The organism is Methanosarcina sp. 2.H.A.1B.4, assembly GCF_000979385.1.
In the GTDB taxonomy this organism is placed as follows: domain Archaea; phylum Halobacteriota; class Methanosarcinia; order Methanosarcinales; family Methanosarcinaceae; genus Methanosarcina.
Map to the genome: position 1 here is coordinate 139,794 of NZ_JJOV01000031.1, position 21,434 is coordinate 161,227.

General features: G+C 45.3%; 17 protein-coding genes and 1 pseudogene. 11 read left to right on the forward strand and 7 right to left on the reverse strand.

Features of this window, described 5'->3' with window-relative positions:
• The first annotated feature begins 174 nt into the window (after nucleotides 1-174).
• The 3 genes from pylB to pylD are packed head-to-tail and all read left to right on the forward strand — an operon-like array spanning nucleotide 175 to nucleotide 3,141.
• Nucleotides 175-1,227, forward strand: a complete 1,053-nt coding sequence (gene pylB / locus EO92_RS05035) for a methylornithine synthase PylB (RefSeq protein ID WP_048169764.1) — start codon at nucleotides 175-177, stop codon at nucleotides 1,225-1,227.
• A gap of 1 nt (nucleotide 1,228) precedes the next feature.
• Entirely contained in the window at nucleotides 1,229-2,320 is a 1,092-nt protein-coding gene (gene pylC / locus EO92_RS05040) for a 3-methylornithine--L-lysine ligase PylC (RefSeq protein WP_048169765.1), read from the forward strand.
• 41 nt (nucleotides 2,321-2,361) lie between these two features.
• On the forward strand, nucleotides 2,362-3,141 hold the full coding sequence (gene pylD / locus EO92_RS05045) for a 3-methylornithyl-N6-L-lysine dehydrogenase PylD (RefSeq protein WP_048134870.1): 780 nt from the start codon (nucleotides 2,362-2,364) through the stop codon (nucleotides 3,139-3,141).
• 361 nt (nucleotides 3,142-3,502) lie between these two features.
• Here pylD and EO92_RS05050 read toward each other — a convergent pair whose 3' ends face one another.
• Nucleotides 3,503-5,128 (reverse strand): methylamine methyltransferase corrinoid protein reductive activase, encoded by a 1,626-nt coding sequence (locus EO92_RS05050; RefSeq protein WP_048169767.1) that lies wholly within the window; start codon nucleotides 5,126-5,128, stop codon nucleotides 3,503-3,505.
• Between the two features lie 610 nt (nucleotides 5,129-5,738).
• Between EO92_RS05050 and mtbA the strand changes: the two genes are divergently transcribed.
• From mtbA to EO92_RS05085, 6 genes and pseudogenes are all read left to right on the forward strand, one after another.
• Nucleotides 5,739-6,758 (forward strand): methylcobamide:CoM methyltransferase MtbA, encoded by a 1,020-nt coding sequence (gene mtbA, locus EO92_RS05055; protein ID WP_048169768.1) that lies wholly within the window; start codon nucleotides 5,739-5,741, stop codon nucleotides 6,756-6,758.
• 982 nt (nucleotides 6,759-7,740) lie between these two features.
• Nucleotides 7,741-8,394: a methyltransferase cognate corrinoid protein gene (locus EO92_RS05060; protein ID WP_048169770.1), complete on the forward strand. Its 654-nt coding sequence runs from the start codon at nucleotides 7,741-7,743 to the stop codon at nucleotides 8,392-8,394.
• Between the two features lie 20 nt (nucleotides 8,395-8,414).
• Nucleotides 8,415-9,791: pseudogene (locus tag EO92_RS17520) on the forward strand (monomethylamine:corrinoid methyltransferase).
• A gap of 292 nt (nucleotides 9,792-10,083) precedes the next feature.
• The gene (locus tag EO92_RS05075; RefSeq protein WP_048169774.1) at nucleotides 10,084-11,490 is read left to right on the forward strand and encodes an APC family permease; all 1,407 of its coding nucleotides are present in this window, start codon (nucleotides 10,084-10,086) and stop codon (nucleotides 11,488-11,490) included.
• Nucleotides 11,474-11,746 (forward strand): monomethylamine permease, encoded by a 273-nt coding sequence (locus EO92_RS05080; RefSeq protein ID WP_235283194.1) that lies wholly within the window; start codon nucleotides 11,474-11,476, stop codon nucleotides 11,744-11,746. The genes EO92_RS05075 and EO92_RS05080 overlap by 17 nt, the downstream gene beginning before the upstream one ends.
• A 13-nt stretch (nucleotides 11,747-11,759) precedes the next feature.
• Nucleotides 11,760-11,996 carry an efflux RND transporter permease subunit gene (locus EO92_RS05085; protein ID WP_048128719.1) on the forward strand — a complete coding sequence of 79 codons (237 nt, stop codon included), beginning with the start codon at nucleotides 11,760-11,762 and terminating at the stop codon, nucleotides 11,994-11,996.
• Between the two features lie 651 nt (nucleotides 11,997-12,647).
• Here EO92_RS05085 and EO92_RS05090 read toward each other — a convergent pair.
• From EO92_RS05090 to EO92_RS05100, 3 genes are all read right to left on the reverse strand, one after another.
• Nucleotides 12,648-13,673, reverse strand: coding sequence for an AAA family ATPase (locus EO92_RS05090; protein WP_048169777.1), 1,026 nt, complete (start codon nucleotides 13,671-13,673; stop codon nucleotides 12,648-12,650).
• A 66-nt stretch (nucleotides 13,674-13,739) separates the two neighbouring features.
• Nucleotides 13,740-15,458 carry a preprotein translocase subunit SecD gene (locus tag EO92_RS05095; protein ID WP_048169779.1) on the reverse strand — a complete coding sequence of 573 codons (1,719 nt, stop codon included), beginning with the start codon at nucleotides 15,456-15,458 and terminating at the stop codon, nucleotides 13,740-13,742.
• Nucleotides 15,455-16,360 carry a protein translocase subunit SecF gene (locus EO92_RS05100; protein WP_048132054.1) on the reverse strand — a complete coding sequence of 302 codons (906 nt, stop codon included), beginning with the start codon at nucleotides 16,358-16,360 and terminating at the stop codon, nucleotides 15,455-15,457. Before EO92_RS05100 ends, EO92_RS05095 begins: the two co-directional genes overlap by 4 nt.
• A 394-nt stretch (nucleotides 16,361-16,754) precedes the next feature.
• Between EO92_RS05100 and EO92_RS05105 the strand changes: the two genes are divergently transcribed.
• Nucleotides 16,755-17,234 (forward strand): cytidine/deoxycytidylate deaminase family protein, encoded by a 480-nt coding sequence (locus EO92_RS05105; protein WP_048160477.1) that lies wholly within the window; start codon nucleotides 16,755-16,757, stop codon nucleotides 17,232-17,234.
• 59 nt (nucleotides 17,235-17,293) lie between these two features.
• Here EO92_RS05105 and EO92_RS05110 read toward each other — a convergent pair whose 3' ends face one another.
• Complete coding sequence (locus EO92_RS05110; protein WP_048169781.1) at nucleotides 17,294-18,058, reverse strand: coenzyme F420-0:L-glutamate ligase; 765 nt, start codon at nucleotides 18,056-18,058, stop codon at nucleotides 17,294-17,296.
• A 471-nt stretch (nucleotides 18,059-18,529) separates the two neighbouring features.
• Here EO92_RS05110 and EO92_RS05115 point away from each other — a divergent pair, with 471 nt between their 5' ends.
• Nucleotides 18,530-18,922: a hypothetical protein gene (locus tag EO92_RS05115; protein WP_235283195.1), complete on the forward strand. Its 393-nt coding sequence runs from the start codon at nucleotides 18,530-18,532 to the stop codon at nucleotides 18,920-18,922.
• 202 nt (nucleotides 18,923-19,124) lie between these two features.
• On the opposite strand, the gene EO92_RS05120 is transcribed toward EO92_RS05115, so the two are convergent.
• Both EO92_RS05120 and EO92_RS05125 read right to left on the reverse strand, forming a co-directional pair.
• Nucleotides 19,125-19,586, reverse strand: coding sequence for an Hsp20/alpha crystallin family protein (locus EO92_RS05120; protein ID WP_048132046.1), 462 nt, complete (start codon nucleotides 19,584-19,586; stop codon nucleotides 19,125-19,127).
• Nucleotides 19,587-19,916: 330 nt separating this feature from the next.
• Complete coding sequence (locus tag EO92_RS05125) at nucleotides 19,917-21,110, reverse strand: cofactor-independent phosphoglycerate mutase (RefSeq protein ID WP_048169838.1); 1,194 nt, start codon at nucleotides 21,108-21,110, stop codon at nucleotides 19,917-19,919.
• Nucleotides 21,111-21,434 lie beyond the last annotated feature (324 nt).

Genomic DNA, 21,434 nt, shown 5'->3' on the forward strand with positions numbered 1-21,434 from the left:
CGGGAATCCCATAAAAATCACAAATAAAGACCCGGAGAACGTCGGGGAAGATATCAGAGCGGCAAATAGAGACTCAAAACGGGAAAAAGATCTTAAAATGGCAAACTGGCCCGAAAGGACCTGAAATGAAAAAGATCTGAAAGAATATCCGTAAATCTATGAGAGGGTGAAATATTGATCCAAAAAATGGCAACCAACGAACTTGACAGTTTCGGGGAGAAAATTATTGAAGGCTTTCACTTATCTGACGATGACCTGAGGGCTCTTCTCTCTCTTGAATCCGAAGAAGAGCTGGAAAAGCTGTACTATGTGGCTCGAAAGGTCAGAAACTATTATTTCGGCAACAGGGTGTTTCTTAACTGCTTTATCTATTTCTCCACTTACTGTAAGAACCAGTGCGCTTTTTGTTACTATAACTGCAAAAACGAAATCAACCGTTATCGCCTGACCAGAGAGGAAATCAAAGAGACCTGCAAAACCTTAAAAGGTGCAGGTTTCCACATGATTGACCTTACCATGGGAGAAGACCCATATTACTATGATGAGCCAGACCGCTTCGTGGAACTTGTCAGGATAGTTAAGGAGGAACTTGGTCTACCAATAATGATTTCTCCTGGAGTGATGGACAACACAACCCTTCTCAAAGCCAGGGAAGAAGGAGCAAACTTCTTTGCCCTTTACCAGGAAACCTATGACCGCGACCTCTACGAAAAACTCCGGGTAGGGCAGTCATTCGAAGGACGATTTAACGCTCGCCGTTTTGCAAAGGAACAGGGGTACTGTGTAGAAGACGGGATTCTCACAGGTGTTGGAAACGATGTTGAGTCGACAATAAAGTCCCTAAGGGGAATGAAAGCAAACGACCCCGATATGGTCAGAGTTATGACATTCCTGCCCCAGGAAGGGACTCCGCTTGAAGATTTCAAAGAGAACTCAAACCTTTCGGAACTAAAAATAATTGCAATTCTGAGGCTTTTGTTCCCGAAATGCTTGATACCGGCTTCCCTTGACCTGGAAGGTATCGATGGCATGGTTCACCGCTTAAACGCGGGGGCAAACATTGTTACCTCCATCCTTCCCTCAGATTCAAGGTTAGAAGGTGTTGCCAACTATGACCGCGACCTTGAAGAACGGGACAGAGACATAAAAAGCGTAATCAAGCGGCTTGAAACAATGGGGATGGAACCTGCCCTTCAGGCTGATTTCGAGAAAGTCCTGGGGTACTAGAATGAAAACGATCTGTCTTGTAGGGGGAAAGCTCCAGGGCTTTGAAGCTGCGTACCTCTCTAAGAAAGCCGGAATGAAAGTAGTTGTGATAGATAAAAACCCACAGGCCCTTATAAGGAATTACGCTGATGAGTTCCACTGTTTTAACGTAATAAATGAACCGGAAAAACTCTTAGAGATCTCAAAAAGTGTTGACGCTATATTACCGGTAAATGAAAACCTTGAATGTATAGAGTTCCTGAGTTCCATAAAAGAGGAATTCTCCTGCCCGGTACTCTTTGATTTTGAGGCTTACTGGATCAGCAGGGATAAGAAAAAATCAAAAGACTACTTTGCGTCCATAGGAGTCCCGACCCCCCAGGACAAACCATCGGAGCCGCCTTATTTTGTAAAACCTCCCTGTGAAAGCAGCAGTGTGGGAGCCAGGATCATCTATGATAAAGAGGAGCTTGGAGAGCTTGAGCCGGGCATGCTGATCGAAGAGTATGTGGAAGGGGAAGTGGTGTCCCTTGAAGTTATAGGAGACGGAACCCATTTTGCCGTTGTAAAGGAAACCCTGATCCATATTGACGGGACCTATGACTGTCATATGGTAACCCCTCTTCCTGCTGACCCTTCCTTCAGGGAGATATCCTATTCCCTTGCAGCAAACCTGTCCTTAAAAGGGATTATGGATGTGGAAGCAATCTCCGGCCCCCGGGGGCTGAAAGTAATCGAAATAGATGCCCGATTCCCGAGCCAGACCCCAACTGCGGTTTATTATTCTTCAGGGGTTAACCTCATAGAACTCCTGTTCCACGCCTTTGCAGAGGGTGTTGAAGAGATCAAAACCCTTCCTGAAGACAGATACTGCATTTACGAACATGTCATGCTTGCAGAAAATGGAGCCTTTGTCCCTGTGGGAGAACAGGTACTTTCCATGGGCAGTGATTACGGAAAATATTATGAAGAGCCTGGCATTGAGATTTTCCTGTGCAAAGGAGAGGACCCTGTATTCACCCTGGTCTTCTGGGGCAAGGATAAGGAAGAAGCTGAAACAAAAAAGAGAACAGGGCTTTTGATACTGAGAGACCGCTTCGGAGCGGCTGTGTAAAAGAGAAGAGTTTTTCAAAAACAGAAAAGGGAGATATAAAAATGGCACTTTTAACCCCAGAAGACCTGGATAACATTAAAAGACAGCTCCAGGAAGCTGATTCTGCTGTCAGGAGAGTTACAGGGCTTGACATAAAAGGAGTTTGTAAAGCCCTCTACGGCACAACCTCGGGTTTTGAAACCGTAGGTATTGTGCCCGTGACCTCGGGAAATGGGATCATAGGAAATTTCTCGGCATCTCTGCATGCAATTGTAGAGTATTTCGGATTTGATAGTTTTGTCACGGAAATGCCCGACGTAAGCGGCTACTATGAGGCGGTGCAAAACGGCGCAGAGATTATCCTGATGGCAGATGACCACACCTTCCTTGCCCATAACCTTACAAACGGAAAAATCGCAAACAATCAGCCCTGCACAGGCATGATTTATGCGGAGATTGCGTCCCTTTACACGAAAGCTGATTCAAGAGACGTGCTTGTTGTGGGCCTGGGAAAAGTCGGTTTTCCGGGAGCTGCACACCTTGTGCATAAAGGGTTCAATGTTTACGGATACGACGCTGACAAAAACCTCCTTAATAAAGCCATCTCCAAACTTGGGATTACTTCCTTCGACCCCGAAACTCCAAGAAAGTTCTCCATTATTTTCGAAGCTACCCCCTGTGCAGATACGATCCCCGAAGCCGTGCTTTCGGAGAAATGCATAATTTCTACCCCGGGAATTCCCTGTGCGATTTCGGCGGAACTTCAACAGAAATATGATGTGGAACTTGTAATGGAACCTCTCGGGATAGGAACGGCATCTATGCTGTATTCTATCCTGTAAAAAAGTTAAAGGAAAAGAGTGGGAAAAATAAATCCCACAACTTACTTTGCTCCGGTGATGCGGAGTTTAGTGATGTCGATTGCGTCTTCAGGGCAAACGCTGACACACCCGAATTGCGAGTCGGGAGCCCGCGGTCCTTTTCGCTACGCTCAAGAGGACTGAAAGTTAAAGAAAAAAGTGGGAAAATAATAAATCCCACGAATCTTACTTTGCTCCGGTGATGCGGAGTTTGGTGATGTCGATTGCGTCTTCAGGGCAGACGCTGACACACCCGAATTGCGAGTCGGGAGCCCGCGGTCCTTTTCGCTACGCTCAAGAGGACTAAAAGTAAAGGAAAAAGTGGGAAAATAAATCCCACAACTTACTTTGCTCCGGTGATGCGGAGTTTAGTGATGTCGATGGCGTCTTCAGGGCAGACGCTGACACAACGGCGGCAACTTGTGCCGAGGCATTTCTGGCTGTCGTATTTTGCGATTCTTTTGCCGTCGGTTTCGACGATTTCGAGGGCGTCTTCAGGGCATTCTTTTACGCATTTCTTGCAGTAGATGCACTTCTCTACAGGGACTTCGAGGATTATGCCTATTTCTTTGAGGATGGCAAGCCCGCCGACTCCTACCTGCTCTATATCCTTACTAACCCGCTTTTCGATGTCAGCGTGTTCGAGGGTTTTCGGGAGTTTGGGCAGACCGTAGAGTTCGAGCATCTGGTCGTACATTTCGAGGGGCATACCCTGGGTCCAGTAGGAGAGTTCGCAGAGATAGAAGTTATTGAAGGTCTCGCTGGTTGCCATCATGAGGTGGTCGGCAGTGATCTTTTTTGCAATCTCGATAACATCATCCAGCCTGGACCTGTTCAGTACAAGTTCCCTTGCAAGGGCAAGCGAGGTGTTTCCGAACTGCACGATTTTTTTGGCATAACCCGGTGCGGCTCCGAGCCTGCGGGCAGCTTCAGCGTCTACATAAGCTCCGGAAGCCCCTGACATGTATGCATACTCAAGGTCTTCATACTTTATTCCGGACTCTACGATAAGGGTCATGTGAGCTGCACGGATCGCCCCTATGGCTTTTCCGGCTTCTTCCACGTCCTTTTCAGTGATTTCAATTCCAGGGCCAAGAATCAGCTTCCCGTTGGGTAATTTAGGAGATTTTGTAATCAGCCCGCTTCTCATGGCCAGGGAAAAAGCCGAGATGACTCCGGTACCTGTGATGCCCACGGCCTCAACCCCATAGGACTCCTTAATCTCACCAGTGACCGGACTGATAAGGTAAGCGTCCTGCTTTTCCATCTCCTTATCAAGGACTATAATTTTCCAGTACTCACCCTCAGGTTTCACGTCACAGATTGCCCCTGGGCTCGCAAGCATTCCGGAACTTATACCCTGCCCTTCAATGGCAGGGCCTGCGGCAGCGCTTGCCGTGATAATCCTATCCCCGACCTTCAAAGCCATTTCGGCGTTTGTCCCGTAATCGGTAACCAATGCAGGTTCGGTCTGGATAAGGAAATCAGTTTCCAGCATCATGGCAAGGGCATCGGCTCCGATCTCATGCCTGATTGCGGGGGGCACGATGACTTCACAGTTAGGCAAATCCGTATCCCCGAAAAGCTCGGAGGCTGGAAACACGCGGGCATCTCTCTTTACATTCTGGACTCCGAGCATTTTCTGCTTGTTTTCCCCTGCGTATGCCAGATCCCTGATTTCTATGTTCTGGAAAAGGGAAAGCTGGATAGGGTTGCCGCAAACTGCAAGTCTTTCTACTTTCGAAAGGTCTGCATCGAATTTCAGGAACATTCTCCTGATGGTTTCGATAATTACTCCATGAGCCACATCCTCACCTGTTGTGATTGCAAAATCCAGGTGGTCCATGACATTTCCTCCGGGGAGAGGATGACCCATGGTTATGACTGTTTTTAAGGTTTCATTCGTTTCAAGATCAATAAGCTGGGCTCTAAAACCGCTGGTACCCAGGTCAAGTGCTATTCCGTACATTTTGTAGATCCTCCTGAATTATGCATCATCTTGAGGCATCCGGCACCATGGAATGCCCCGTTAAAGAATGGGATATAAAGATTAGCTTCTTCTAATTCGATAAAGGGAAGAGAATACAATATTTTTATAACTTATTCAATATATAAGCTATTGCTATCCCGAATTGCGCCTCGCCTGAATTGCGCATTGGGATTTCAGGAAATCGGAGATTTTCTGGGAGTTGCACTGCAAGTGCAACAGTACGCGGTCCTTTTCGCTTTCGCTCAAGAGGACTACTCAAAAAGATACTTGTACAGCCATTCCGTGCTTTCTATGCTTTTCGTGGTTCACCTTTTAGTTTGAGATTGGTGAAGGAATTTTAAACCTGGCCATACTTTAGAGAAGTTAACCTTAATTAAATCCACGAGCCTCTATTATACATTAAAGTTTCCCCAAGGACAGAGAAATAAAACAAATTTAGTTGTTTTGAAGGAATTTCCATCTAGTAATGACGTTTTAATTGATAACTTTTTATAATATAATATTTAATTAAGAGATAATAATACATATTTATATATAGTAGGCTTTTTGATAATTAGCGCTGTCTATATAACTTAGAGAGGGATTATAGATGACAGAATACACACCAAAAGAAAGATTATACCGTGCATTAAGGAAACAGCCAGTGGACAGGATGCCCGCAGTTTGTTTCACCCAGACCGGAACTGTCGAACAGATGGAAGCCTGCGGAGCCTTCTGGCCCGAAGCCCATGCAGATGCAACAAAAATGGCAACCCTTGCAGAAGCAGGACACACAGTAATTGGTTTTGAAGCCGTGAGAGTCCCCTTCGACATCACAGCTGAAGCAGAACTTTTTGGCTGCGGAATAAAGGCTGGCGACCTGAAGCAGCAGCCGTCTGTGATCAAACACGTTGTCAAGAACCTGGAAGACATGGACAAGCTCAGGGACTACAACCTGAATGAAGGCAGAATTGGACAGGTCCTCCAAGCCGTCAAGATCCTTTCCGAAAAATACGGAAAAGAACTTCCGATTATCGGCTCTATGATCGGCCCCTTCTCCCTTGCCCAGCACCTCAATGGAGACGCCTGGTTCGGAAACCTTTTCACCGGAGAAGAAGTTGTTCCCGCACTCCTTGACTTCTGCTCGGACTTCAACATAGCATACGCAAAAGCTATGGCTGAAAACGGAATGGACACCCTGGCCATCATCGACCCCACAGCAAGCTACGAACTCATCGGCGGGGAATTCTACGAAAAGTATGCTCTCCCCTACCAGAAGAAGATCGTTGATGCAATGAAGGAACTCGACATAGCTACAGTCCTCCACATCTGCGGAAACACCACCAATGGTCTTTCGATCATGGAAAAGACCGGTGTGGAAGGTATCAGTGTTGACCAGAGGGTTGACATCGCAACCGCAAAAGGTAATGTGGAAAACGCACTCATCGTTGGAAACCTCGACCCGGTAGCCGTACTCTGGAACGGAACCCTTGAGGACATCGCAGCAGCATCAAAGAAGGTACTCGATGCAGGAGTCGGACTACTCTCCCCAGGATGCGGGATTGTAAGCATGACCCCTACTGCCAACCTCCAGAAAATGGTTGAGTGTGCCAAAAACCACAAGTACTGAGTAGAGTACAAGTACGGGACTTAAGTACTGAACTTGAGTACCGGACTAAAAATAACAATAAGAAATAGAAATGCCGGCTCCAAAGCCGGCTTCACTTTTTTAGCTTCACTTTATAATAATTTACCTGTATTCGACCTGAAAAAAGGTTGCATTTTGCTTATTCAGCCCTCGAATTCTCAGGGAGATTGCCCCAATTCTGCTCCAATTCACATGTGCTGGACCAGAGTCAGTATTTAAGGTTTTCTTTTGAAACAATATGTTGCTAAATGTATTTGAAAGCCAGAGACCCCATTTATTGAGGCGGATTCGGAGGTTAACAAATACGTACTATATATAATTTTCTATTTGTAGTCCCGTTGTAAGCATTTCAGGAAAGAAAAGAGACGAAAAGTACAAATTTTGGGCGCTACAATCTGAAAAATCCTCACTTAAAATTTTCTATCATGATATATAATAAAGAAATATAGTGTTTATTTATATACTATAATTCCCATCTTTTATTCTAGGAAATTGTACCTGAATTCTCAGGACAATTCCATGCAGTTCCAGCAGGTACACTGTTGGGAAATTTGGGATATGAGTTGCTAATTCGACTGGGAAATAAGCAAATTTGCAGTCTCCAGCAAATAAATTCCCCGGTAACAATGTCAGGAGAAAAGAAATTATTCACGAAGAGTCTGGACTTTGTTCAGGCAAGAAATGGCAAATGACAGTGAATAATTTTGATTTTAGACAATAAGGAAAATACCGCAAAGGAATCACCTCACGCCTGATGGCTCAAATATAAGGCGTAAGGGATTTGCAATATCAATGAGAACCCCATGCAAACGCATATTTTGGTTAGCGTAGCTTGGGCTCATGATTGAGCATAAACACGTGTTCAAGTATATAAAGCTTTGCGATAAGATCAGTTGTCTACGAGGCATTGTACCCCCCAACGATACCGCACAGAACAGCGAGTTCAATGGAGGTTTAAACAAAAATGGCAAACCAAGAGATTTTTGACAAGTTACGCGATGCGATCGTAAATCAGAACATCGCAGGCACTGCACAGTTAGCCAAGGATGCCCTGGCTGCAGGAATCCCAGCCATTGATATTATTACAAAGGGCCTTTCCGTTGGAATGAAGATCATCGGAGAAAAGTTTGAAGCCGCCGAGATTTTCCTGCCCCAGATTATGATGTCTGCAAAAGCAATGAACAATGCAATGGAAGTTCTTACTCCTGAACTCGAAAAGACCAGGAAAGAAGGAGAAGAAACAGGACTTGCCATCACCTTTGTTGCAGAAGGAGATATCCACGACATCGGACACCGCCTTGTCACCACCATGCTCGGAGCAAACGGGTTTGAGATCCTTGACCTCGGAACCGATGTCCTTAATGAAACCGTTGTGGAAGAGGCTGCAAAGCACAAGGGCAAAAAGGTTATCCTTGTAGGCTCGGCCCTTATGACCACCTCGATGCTCGGCCAGAAAGACCTCATGGACAGACTCAAGGAAGAAAACCTCAGGGACAGCGTAAAGTGCATGTTCGGAGGAGCACCAGTATCCAAGAAATGGATCGAGGAAATCGGTGCGGACGCAACCGCAGAAAACGCTGCAGAAGCTGCAAAAGTTGCACTTGATGTAATGAAATAATCCTGAGGAGGCCGAAGAACATGACATTCAGAAAATCATTTGATTGCTACGAATTTTACGACAGGGCAAAAGTAGGGGAAAAGTGCACCCAGGACGACTGGGACCTTATGAAGATCCCCATGAAGACAATGGAGCTCAAGCAGAAGTACGGGCTTGACTTCAAAGGAGAGTTTATCCCAACAGACAAGGACATGATGGGAAAACTCTTCCAGGCAGGATTTGAGATGCTGCTTGAGTGTGGTATTTACTGTACAGACACCCACAGGATCGTAAAGTACACTGAAGACGAAATCTGGGACGCAATCAACAACGTCCAGAAGGAATTCACCCTCGGAACCGGCAGGGACTCAGTCCGTGTCTCCAAGAGAAGTGTCGGTGACAAGAAGAAGCCGATCATCCAGGGTGGTCCTACCGGGTCCCCGATCTCCGAAGAAGTCTTCATGCCTGTCCACATGAGCTACGCCCTGGAAAAGGAAGTAGACACCATTGTAGACGGTGTTATGACCTCGGTCCGTGGAAAGGCCCCTATACCCGGCAGCCCCTATGAAGTCCTGGCAGCAAAGACCGAAACCAGGCTCATCAAACAGGCAGCAGCAATGGCCGGCAGACCCGGCATGGGCATATAGGGCCCAGAGACTTCCCTGTCTGCTCAGGGAAACATTGCATCTGACTGCTATGGCGGCCAGATTGCCTCAGACAGCCACGAAGTCTCCCAGCTCAACGAACTCAAGATCGACCTCGATGCAATCGCAGTTATCGCCCACTACAAAGGCAACAGCGACATCATCATGGACGAACAGATGCCAATCTTCGGAGGATACGCAGGCGGCATCGAAGAGACCACCATCGTGGACATTGCAACTCACCTCAACGCCATCGTCATGAGCAGCGCAAGCTGGCACCTTGACGGGCCTGTCCACATCCGCTGGGGATCCACCAACACAAGGGAAACCCTCACAATCGCAGGTTGGGCATGCGCAACCATCTCCGAGTTCACAGACATCCTCTCCGGAAACCAGTACTACCCCTGCGCAGGACCATGTACCGAGATGTGCCTCCTCGAAGCCTCTGCTCAGTCCATGACTGACACCGCATCTGGCCGCGAAATTCTCTCAGGTGTCGCAGCCGCAAAAGGTGTCGTAACAGACAAGACCACAGGTATGGAAGCCAGGATGATGGGAGAAGTAGCAAGGGCAACCGCGGGAATGGAAATTTCCGAGGTCAACAAGATCATCAGCAAACTCGTGCCCCTCTACGAGAAGAACTACGCAAGCGCTCCGGCAGGAAAGACCTTCCAGGAATGCTACGACGTAAAGACCATTACTCCAACAGAAGAATACGTCCAGGTATACAACTCTGCAAGAAAGCAGCTTGAAGACCTCGGGCTTGTATTCTAAGCCGAAAGTTTACATTGAAAGATCCAGAAAGCCAGCGAGTTTCTCGCTGGCTAATTTTTTTTTAAAAACTCAGGCGAAACCCTTATATATATGCACAGCGAATCGTGCGGAAATTTTTTTTCACAAATAGGTGACCGAATGCAAAAAATCAGTGTATAAAAAAACATAGGGGGATATGAAAATGGATATGTGGACTATTATAAATGGACTGATATATCTCCTGGCTTTTGGATTGATGGGCTGGGTTCTGCTGGACGCCAGCAAGATTTCGAAAAAAAGGGGCTGAGACGACATGTCTGAAAACCATGAATCCGGCAGCTTAGTCAAGACTTTGCGGCCTTTCCATGTATGGGCCCTCGGAGTCGGGATCGTGCTGGTCGGGGAATATATGGGCTGGAACTTCACCGTCGCAAAAGGAGGAGTTCTGGGATCCCTGCTTGCCATGCTGGTTGCAGGAACCATGTATGTCATGATTGCCCTCTGCGCCAGTGAACTCGGATCATCAACCAAACTTGCAGGAGGCCCTTACGACTGGGCGAGACTATTTGTAGGACCGGGAGCAGCTGCCAGTGTAGGTCTTGCGGTGTACATGGAATATATCGCCCTTGAGGCGGCAGATGCCATTGTCGTCGCATTCATCGCACAAAGCATCTTTCCGGAGTTGCAGGTTTTCCCTGTAACACTGCTTGTTATTGCACTTTTGACCTTCATCAATTACCGGGGCGTCGTTGCAGCTCTAACCCTTAACTTCTTCCTGACCATGATCGCTTTCATTGCAATAGTGATCTTCTTCTTTGCAACCGCTTTTGGTGCAGTAGACATCCACCCCGAATACCTTTTCCAGGGGGCTTTGCCAAACGGCATGATAGGCCTCTTTGCAGCTCTGCAATTCGGGCCGTGGTTCTATCTGGGTATAGAAGGGGCTGCGATGTGTGCCGAAGAGTGCAAACACCCTTCAAGGGCAGTGCCTCTGGGACAACAGGCCGGAATGATCACCCTGCTCATAGGAGCAGCAATGACTCTCTACCTCTGTTCAGTGCTGATTCCTACAGATATGCTGGGCGTTTCCGTGTATCCGCTCTTTGAAGCAGCCCAGAACAGCGGTGTGTTTCTCTTCATTGCTGCCCTGGGACTTGGGACATTCCTGACATGTATTGCCAGTGCCAACGGCTGCGTTTGTGACTCATCACGCTCCTGGTTTGCACTTTCCAGGGACCACTATGTATCTTCCTGGTTCTCGGCAGTACACCCAAGGTACAACACTCCCTACAGGGCTGTGATCTTCACAATGCCTGTTGCAATCGGATTTGCCTTTAGCGGATTCCTGGACCAGGTTATTACCTTCTCCATTATCTCGGGACTGCTCTGTTATGTCCTGATCCCCTTCTCCCTGATCCGCTTCAGGAACCTCTTCCCGGAAACAACAAGCAAAGTGCGCCCCTTTGTGGGCCCTCTTCAGCCGTATATCGCCTACTTTGCAATTGCAATCGCGATTACGATTCTTTCAACGCTGTTCTGGGGCTACAAGTATAACCTGATCTTCGCCTTTGTGTTCTACGGTATTGCGTACTTCTATTTCAGCCACAGACACAAGAATTCAAACATAGAAAACAACTGGACTGAAATGGGCTGGCCCTCACCAAAAGGCTCGGAAATTGCGAGGATAGGAAAGGAGGTGGTTGGTGTTGGAGAAGAATAACACGGCTCTGGAAAGCAAATACCACAGCAAACTGAACGGAGACACCGCCCTTATCATGGGCATGCTTGCCCTGCTGATAGGTGTGGAAGGATTTGTCCTTTACAGGATTCTTTCCGAAACCTGGGAGATTGCTGGAAACTTTTTCTACCTCTATGTGATCTTCATAAGCCTGATGGTTGTAATCGAGGCAATCGGCTGCCTGAGTGTGCGTAAATCGATAAAGAACCACATGTTCGAGTTCAGGTACTACGATTGAGGAGGCAGAAAAAATGGCAGAAAAAAGCTTAGTTGCAGAGGTTTTTGACATCGTATTTATCTTTGTCCTGGCCTTCGCCTGCGTGGTTATCCCCACGGTGCTCCAGGGAGCGGTACTTGTTTCCTGGGGGGAAGGCGGAGCAGGGATAGGCTTTGTCTGGGACCCTGTAGGCTTCTTCAGTTTCTTGCTGGTAATAATTGCTTTCTTTGTTGTGATTCTATATCACTCGGTAAAGCATTACAAGTACTGAAAGAGACTGAAAATACAAAACGAGATTGCAAAAAAGATTCAATAAGAAGTCTGCCTGAAAGTGAAATCAGGCAGATTAATACTTTTTTTAAATCAGGCAGATTAATACTTTTTTTAAATCAGGCAGATTAATACTTTTTTTAAATCAGGCAGAATATTTCGTATTATAAAGCAACTGTAGTTCAATTCTGCCGCATGAGTATGATCTCCCTGAAAAGAGGGGTTATTCAGGGAGCAATGGAGGGATTTTTGTGGATTTATACCAGAAGACCCGAATCCAGCTTCTACTCGAGGGAGTACCGGCTCAGAACCCTCTATAGAGAATACAGCACACCACGCAGATGTATCCTGAAATCTCAGGTCTGTACCTCATTTAGAAAGTATACTCGAACCCCTAAACTCCTGAGAAGCATGAGTTTCTGGACATTTACAATAAAAGATAAAAACTTATCCTATATATAATTTGCTGATACGATTTCAATTAAAGGAATATAGTATATATAGTTTGGCATTTTGATAGAACATGCGACGGAATCATTTATATAACATATTGGTAAGAAGATTAAATGGAGGGAAAGTTATAAAAGAGGATGTTTCACATTTGAAACAAATTCAAAGGAAATAAGACAAAAGGTTTGATTTATAAAATAAATCAGGAGAATGTAGAAATTAGTTTTTCGAGCTGGATTCTCTCACTGCTAGCACCTGTAAGTCTGGCATCGGTTTCTGAGATTTTAACAATAAGGCGAGCAATATCCGCATCGTTTTCTCCTGAGTCTATAAGAGCTTCGGTAAGCCCTTCAAGGATATCGGTCCCCGAGAGACCTTTTTCAATAATTATTTCATCTATGAGCTGGCGCCCTCTGGAAAAGTCCCCTGCAAGAGCCGCATCAAGCAGTTCATCTACAGTTTCATCCCTGCCTTTCATAGTAGCTTCAAACACGATTTCTTCCGTAATTTCAGCATCCTCTACCCTGAGGGCAGCAAGCTGGAGAGTCTGGACAGCTCTTGCAACGTTTCCTTTAGCTAGATAAAGGATAGCTTCAAGTGCACCGCTGGAAAGTTCCAGTTTTTCAGCAAGGGTGATTTTCTTAAGATGGGTTTCCAGGAGAGAATCCGGAACATATGCAAAAAAGACCTGGAGACCCCTTGAGCGGAGGGGAGAAATGAGTTTTGAAGGTTTTGTAGTGGAAAGAATAAACCTGCAGGTTGCACTGTACTTTTCCATGATCCGCCTGAGAGCGTGCTGTGCATCTGAGCTAAGGGATTCTGCATTATCGATATAGATTATCTTGTAATCAGCATCAATAGAAGCCATCCCGGCATATTCGTTAATAATTTCCTTAAAAATATCTATTACACTTTTGTAGATTTTTTTCGGATCATCTGTACCCAGAATACGGACAAAACGTTTGTCCCGTACAAGATAACGTTTTCCCTGGTCAAAAAAGTCCGAGGCATTGAAATATACAAAGTTGTTTTTCCAGGTATCTCCATAGAGCTGTCTGGCAAGGGCAAGAGAAGCCGTTGTCTTCCCTGAGTTTTCAGGGCCGTAAAAAATAAGGTGGGGCAGGGTCCCTGACTGTGCCAGTTCGGAAAGCGTTCTTACAGCATGTTCGTTTCCGAGCAGTCCTTCAAGGGCATCTGCCCTGTATTTTAGAGTCCAGAGATCCTGCATTAATCCACCTTGCTTTTCAGTTTTTGAATACTCAGTTGTTCAGGGATTTTATCTTTTCCCAGGCACTCACTCAGTTAAGCCTTCGCTTTCCGAGGTGCCGTTTCCATCTGCCTCAAGAAGTTCCTTGATAACCACACCGTAAACAGGTCTTGCAATAACCACACCAATGAAAACACCAATGATAGTGGTGATGGCAAATCCCTTCAGAGCTCCGAAGCCCATGACTACCAGAGGAGACATGGCAATGATTGTTGTGGCGGCTGCTCCGAAAATGATTGCGAAGGCTTTTCCGATCCTGGAAAGGAAGACCTTTGTTGGTGGAAGTTTGCCTTCGTAAAGCACCTCGTCTGTGATAATCACAAGGTGGTCAATGCCTGTCCCTATTGCGGCAATTATACCTGCAATTGCTGCCAGGTCAAGCTGCCAGCCGATAGCTGCTGCAACTCCAAGGATCATAATGACTTCACTAACGGAAGTCCCGACCATTGGCACCAGGATTTCAGGCCTTCTGTACCTGCGGAAAACAACTGCAGCAACTGCTATCAGGGATAGCAACCCTGCTATGACTGCTTCGGTTTTGAACTGTTCTCCAAGGGATGCATCAACGTGCCCTGAACCTACAAGCACCACGTTTACAGGAAGAGCCCCCGCCCTGAGGTGAATCTGGAGCGTTTCGGCTTCAGTCTTGGCTACCTCATCAGTGCCTGTGGAAGCCTCCCAGGAATATATGGGAGTTTCTTTCAGCCGGGATGCTGCAGAGTAACTGAGGGGAGCTCCGTATATCTTGTTTTCATCCAGATACATGTTCAGGTAGTGAGCCTCCGGATTGTCAGCAGCCCCGGTCTCGATTGCAACTTTCTGGAGAGTCCTGGCTCCTTCTTCATTCAGGGTAAATGGAGTGTGCCACTGGTTATCGTGGAAAGTCGGAATCCCCACACTTACAATGGAATCTCCGTAAAGAACATGCTGGGTTTCATTTCCTGTAGTCTGTATGCGGATTTCAAATTTACCGGGCTTTTCAGCAATATCCTTTGCCGTTGCAAGGTCGATGCCTGCAAAATCAATGAGGATATAGTCTTCTCCGACAGTCCTGACAGGAATGTCTTTCAAGCCAAGCGAGTTAAGTTTGTCATTCAGGATATCTCTGGTCAGGTCCCTTGTGTCGGTGCTGACTCCTTCTGTATATGTTGAGGTCCCGTCTTTATTCTTGAGGATTGTCCCTCCGACTTTATCCATAAGGGCTGAGAGCTCTTCTTCTGAAGCTTCAGTCCGGATTTCATAGACAATACCATCTTCGGTACTGATCGGAAGCACTTCTGCATCAAAAGCTTGTGAGAGGTAAGCCTGGATGAGGGCTTCTTTACTGGTAGTGAGCGTTACCTGGGTCGTTTCCTGATTCAGCCTATCAACGCTTACACTGCCAAGATTCAGAAGCTCAAGTTGTGTTGCACTAACCGGAACGGACGTTGTGAATGTGATGGATCTTTCGGATGAACTCACTCCACCGACGTCCAGATTGCTATCTGTGATCTTGATAGGGGCACCAATGACAGGTTCTACCATTTGGCTGACTATCATTCCCGGATCTGCATCTACCTGGGCGAGAGCTCCCTGCAATTTAATCTGAAGCCAGGAACCACCTTCAAGGTCAAGCCCGTAGTTCAGGTTAGAGGTAACCCCTTCTTCAGAATTATAACCTGGGTGGATAACCACGATTGAGGCAAGTATGGCAAGTATGAAGATGATAACTCTTACATTTTTAAAGAGGCTTTTTTTATCGCTCATCTGTTATACCTCCCTCTGAATTCAGGTTTCGTCACATACCACCGCAGGACCCCGGTGTTGAGAAGCCAGGTGTTCATAATATCTGCAGCAAGCCCCACTATCAATACAATTGAGATTTGCGAAAGCAGGGTAATCTGTGTGAATGATGGAATTATCAGGTAAATGTAAGTTGAAACCACATACATAACCACAAGGGCTGCAAGGGTTGTTGTGGTCATGGTAATCCCTGTCTGCATCGCCCTTGAAACCTTTTCTTCCACAGTACCCCTGCGCTTGAGTACCCTGTTTGTTAGCAAAATGTCACTGTCTACGGAATAACCGATGAGCATCAGAAGAGCTGCAACCGTTCCGAGGGAAAGGTCGATCCCTGCAACCCGCATGAAAGCAGCGGCAATTATAATGTCCGAAAAGGCAGAGAGCACCACTGCAAAAGAAGGTATAACACTCCGGAAGATAAGGAAAACCACAATGGACATTCCTATAAAGGATATAATAATTGCCTGAAGAGCCTGAACCTGCAGTTCCTGGCCGTAAACGGGTCCTATCTGTTTGATTTCCACGTTAGAATAGCGGCCCATTACATCTTCTTCAAGCTGGCGCTGTTCTTCATTATCCATAACCCCGAACTGTATGATAACCCTGCTTCCGGCCTGCCGGGCATCCTTGAGGGGATAAGAAGAGTACATTTCTTCAAGCATAGCGGGGGAATCGGTTGTCTCTACCGAAATCTGGGTACCGCCCTGGAACTCCATTCCCAGGGTTACCGGCGACCCGCTGCTTGCAAAGGAAACCAGCAGTACAACTAAAGAAACTGCAAGTACTGCAAGGGGGATTGCCAGCAACTGGCGATTATCGTGCTTTTTCACGAAATTATCTAAAAATTCGGTCAAACCTGTTGCCATAATTAAATACTCCGGATGAATGCATCTATTTTTTCGAAATTATCCGAGCTTATTTTATCCGGATCTATAATCCGGAAAACATTCAGAGTCATAACACGGAAGTGTCCAGATTTACATTCCAGAACCATCCAGAATTATCGTCCGGAACGTGCCTGGTAACTTGAAATTATCAGCCCTTTTCGAACTATGGTTCCGGGAAGAAATGTTCCACATTCCATATAGTGTAAATAAGTTGATCCGTTTCAGTTCTATATACTATGCATTATATTAATTATTCCTCGAGAAACAATTCTTTCTCTATATAGCGTTAATTCATCATTTAAAATTTATTGTCAAAAGTTGTACAAGTTCTAACGTTACAACTATATATACCAGTTACTGTTCATTAAAAATAATGACGGAAAGACCTTCCCTTGACGAATATTTCCTTGAAATCGCCTTCGTGGTAGGCAAACGGGCAACCTGCCTCCGGAACAATGTAGGAGCAGTAATTGTCCGGGATAAGCGCATTCTTTCAACCGGATATAACGGAGCTCCGAGTGGCATGGAGCACTGCCTTGAGACGGGGTGTATCCGGGACCTTGAAAAGATCCCCTCGGGCACGCGGCATGAGAAGTGCCGGGCAGTGCATGCGGAGCAGAACGCCATTATCCAGGCCGCAATCCATGGGGTCAGTATTGCCGGAGGAACCATTTACTGTACGCACCAGCCCTGCATCCTGTGTGCAAAAATGATCATAAACTCAAACATCAAAAGAGTAGTATATTCAACACCTTATCCTGATACCGATTCCCTGGTTTTCTTCAGGAGCGCAGGGGTGGAAGTGGAATATATACCCTTTGAGCTGAAAAATGAGAATGTAAACGGGGAATAAAACCGCAGTCCCGAAAACATTTTCATTCAGATCATTTCAGATCATTTCAGATCTTTCTTTCAATTCATTTTCTGCAGGCAACGAAGCCCTTTTTTGATAATATCCATATCTTCAGGGCGGTATGTCTCATTTATAGACGTATTCCCTTCGCAGTAATAATCAAGCCCGCGAATGATTACAACAGGAATCCCACCTGCCCCTTCTCCCATCAAAAGGTTGGCAGCACCTGCAAGCTCATCAGCAACTGCTTCTTCTGTAATCTCCAGGTTTTTGCCGAAAAGGTCCTTTTCTCCGATCCAGCGTTTGATAGGTTTTATTTTGTGAATCCCTATAGCAACTCCGGTCTGTCCGATCTTGAAAGCTCTTCCGTTTGTGTCCGTAATAATGACACTTATCTCTTTCCCGCTAAGCCTTTCAAGCTTTTCTCCGAGTTTTGAGGCACTGGCGTCCGGATATTCAGGAGGGTAGAGCAAAAATCCGTGTTCAATATTGGACTCGTCGACTCCTGCATTTACACAGGTATGCCCTGCAAGGGTTGTCACAAGCATAAAAGGCGCCTCAACAAAGAGTTCCCTGCTCCTGGCAAGGACCGCCTGAATGAAACGTGCATCTTTCCCTGTCCGGGCTGCGACCTCAAGAGCCGGTTCTCCGGGGGTGATATCTTCGAGCCTGAAGATTTCCCCTTCAGCTTTTGCAACAATGGTTGAGGCAATAATAACAATGTCTCTGTCCTGAAGTTCAATCCTCTCACAGATAAGAGAGGGCAGGTCGTCCCCTTTCTGTATAAGGGGAATATTTTCTACAGCAATGGCTTCAAATTTCAAGAGGCTTCCTCAAGATTTTAAAATGATAAGATATGGAGTAATAAGATTTTTAATAAAATTTTGAATAGGATTTGTAATGTCGGGTCTGATTAGAATGATAAAATCTGAGTTCTTTGAGTCAGGTTGATTTCACCGAATTATGGAAACAATCCTGTAAACGAATAATTTACAGCAGTAAAGGCAGTAACCATAAATAAGACCACCGATATACAGAGTTTTGCGGCGATGATGAGAGTTACCCCAGCTGAGCAAAAGATGATGAGAACAATTTCCTGATGCCGCACTTTTCACTTTGTTTTCCGGTTTATTTTGATTTTCGGTTTATTTTGATTTTCGGATTGCCTTATCTTTCGATTCTTTTGCTTGTATTAATCGATTTTCAATCTTATCCTGCTTAAATATCACCCACTTTCAAGGCAAATTGATAATTTATATCTAGCTTGCAAACCAATTTCTTAAGGGGTGTTAAGTATGAGCCAGTACGACCTGAATGAAATCATACAGAAAATCAAAGAAAAAAGCCCTTTTGATTTTAAAGAAAGTCATCAGGGCAAACCTCGAGCCTTGAGAATTATTGTAAGTAAACTGCACTATTCCCTGGACTATGAAAACGAGCCTCAGGCAACCCGGGAAAAGATAACTCAACTTCTTCTTTACCACGGGCAGTTCAGCAGAGAAGAGATCGATGCAATCTTCCAATCGTCAGCGAAGGAAACCACTGCTTATTCAAGAGAATTCTTAAAAAAACACCCGGAGGTTGCAATAGCCGAAGCCAGGAAGAGTAAGGAGTTTCCGGATGAAGATGAGGGAGAAGAAGGAGAAAAACCCAGGGAAATAAAATACATCTTTCCGCACTATGCCTGAACCTCAATGAAAAAAAATCCTGAAAAAAGACAAAAAATAAGAAAAGTAAAACCAGAAGAAATCAACTGGAAAAAATAGAAAAATAACAGGCGGAACAACCATAAAGAAACAAAAGTAAAAGGCTGCGTGTTTTTTCGCAGTCCCTCTGAATTTGTCTCTTATTTTGTCTTATATTAGAGTTTACCTTCCTTTTTCGGAATGGTCACTCAATTTCGATCTTCTTTTTCGGCTCTTCAATTTTCGCTTTTGGAAGCGAAATTGTCAGGACACCGTTTTCCATTTTTGCAGTAGAGCCTTCCTCTTTGACATTGGCAGGCAGGCGGACAGCACGGTAAAATTGTGTATATGCTCTTTCCCTGCGCAGGTATCCTTCTTCTTCGGATTCCTTTTCCCTGCCGGATTTTGCGCTGATCTCAAGCATATCTTCTTTGAGATTAACCTCAACGTCTTCTTTATTAATCCCTGGCAGGTCTGTGGTGACCAGGAGTTTGTCTTCTTCCTCCTTTATGTCAATGGCTGGAGTGTATACTTTTCCGCCCCCCCATTCTTCCATTGGCATGAAGTCTTCAAACAGCTGGTTCAGACGCTCCTGTGTCCTTCTGATCTCTTCAAAAGGATCCCAGCGGGCGGGTCCTGAAAATGATCTTTTAGCAGGCCATTTCATCTTATATTCCCCCTTGAGTAAAAAAATAATGCAGATATGTAATGCTATTTTGAATATATTGAGAAAGGATATATACGTTTTCTTAGATAATTTCACCAAAATGTATGGAAAAAGAAGAACCTGAAAAATAAAATTAAATGAAATTAAATGAAATTAAATAAGATTGAATGAAATTAAATGAAATTAAATAAGATTGAATAAAAAATAATAGAAAAAAATCAAGAAAAAATCTCCGAAAACCCCGGGTTAAGCGGAATTTCCAGAGAAATTGAAAGACTTCAGGTCTGAAAACCAGTAACAAATATTACAAAGCGCCTGAATAAAGGGTTTTTAACCTTTTACAAGCATTTTTATCAGGTCTGAGGCTTTTACCAGACCCATTGAACCATTTTTGACCGATTCCTCATCAAAGGTTTCCACCCCATCCGGATCAGCTTTATCAGTTGTGTAAACCGCAAACGGGATAGGGTCCCTTGTATGGGTCTTTATTGAAACTGGAGTCGGATGGTCGGGCAGTACGAGAATCGTAAACGGTTCATCTGAAGCTTCGGCATGTTTGAGAATAGGACCAACTATCCGGCTATCAAAGTCTTCAATTGCCTGTAGTTTTTTATCAATGTTTCCTTCATGCCCTGCCTCGTCTGGAGCTTCAACGTGAACGAAGACAAGATCCCTGTTTTTCAGGGCTTCAATAGCTGCACTGGCTTTTCCTTCATAATTGGTATCCAGATAACCGGTTGCCCCAGGAACTTCAATTACATCCAGCCCTGCATAGATTCCAATGCCCTTGAGCAAATCCACTGCTGAAATAATAGCTCCTTTTTTCCCGTAAAGTTCCTGAAAAGATTTGAATTTTGGAGCATGTCCCTGTCCCCAGACCCAGATGGAATTTGCCGGATTTTTACCTTCCTGTGCTCTTTTCAGGTTAACAGGGTGCAGTTCCAGAACAACCGTAGATACCTCAATCAGTCCTGAAAAAAAATCTCCGTCTTTTCCTCTGGGAAGATAACTATCCTTTCTTTCTCCTGTGATATCATGCGGAGGCGTACATTCCGTTTCTGCTCCCAGGTTATTCCCGGCAACAATAAGGTGCCTGTAACTTATGCCCGGATAGAACCTGACTTTATCGGTTCTGAGTTCGGAATCAAGTGTGTCGATCAGGATCTTTGCTTCATCACTGCTTATATGCCCTGCACTGTAGTCTTTTATAGCCCCATTTTCTATGGTAATAAGATTGCACCTGAAAGCCACATCATCAGCTGCAAGAGCCACTCCCATGCTCGCAGCTTCCAGAGGAGCCCTTCCTGAGTAATAGACTGCCGGATCGTACCCGAGAATTGACATATTTGCAACATCGCTTCCGGGAGGAAAACCATCGGGTACGGTCTGTGCAAGTCCGGTTTTCCCGCGCGCGGCAATGGAATCCATCGCAGGTGTTCGAGCTGACTGTAGAATAGTCCTGCCACCCAGTTTCTCTATCGGGTAATCCGCCATTCCGTCTCCTATAAGTATGGCATATTTCATTGCGTCACCTTTTTCCAACTGCTTTACCCTTTCATCTTACAGATAAAATATATCACTTTCTACCGAATACCTGCTAAGGTATTTTTCTGGCATCTGCCAGCAAGCTTTTTCTGCCGTTCCTAACGCTTCAATTCTTATACCCATTTACACAAACATTATAATATAGTATCCATATCCTATACACGACAGGTTCTCAGCGCAAAAGATATTAAGCAGCAGGAGAGCCGGAGCATGCTGTTCTTTACAGGCAGGATTATATATGAAGAAGCGACCTGTAAGCGTAACAGGATTTATTTCAGAGTTTCTCAAAGTATATAATTAGTG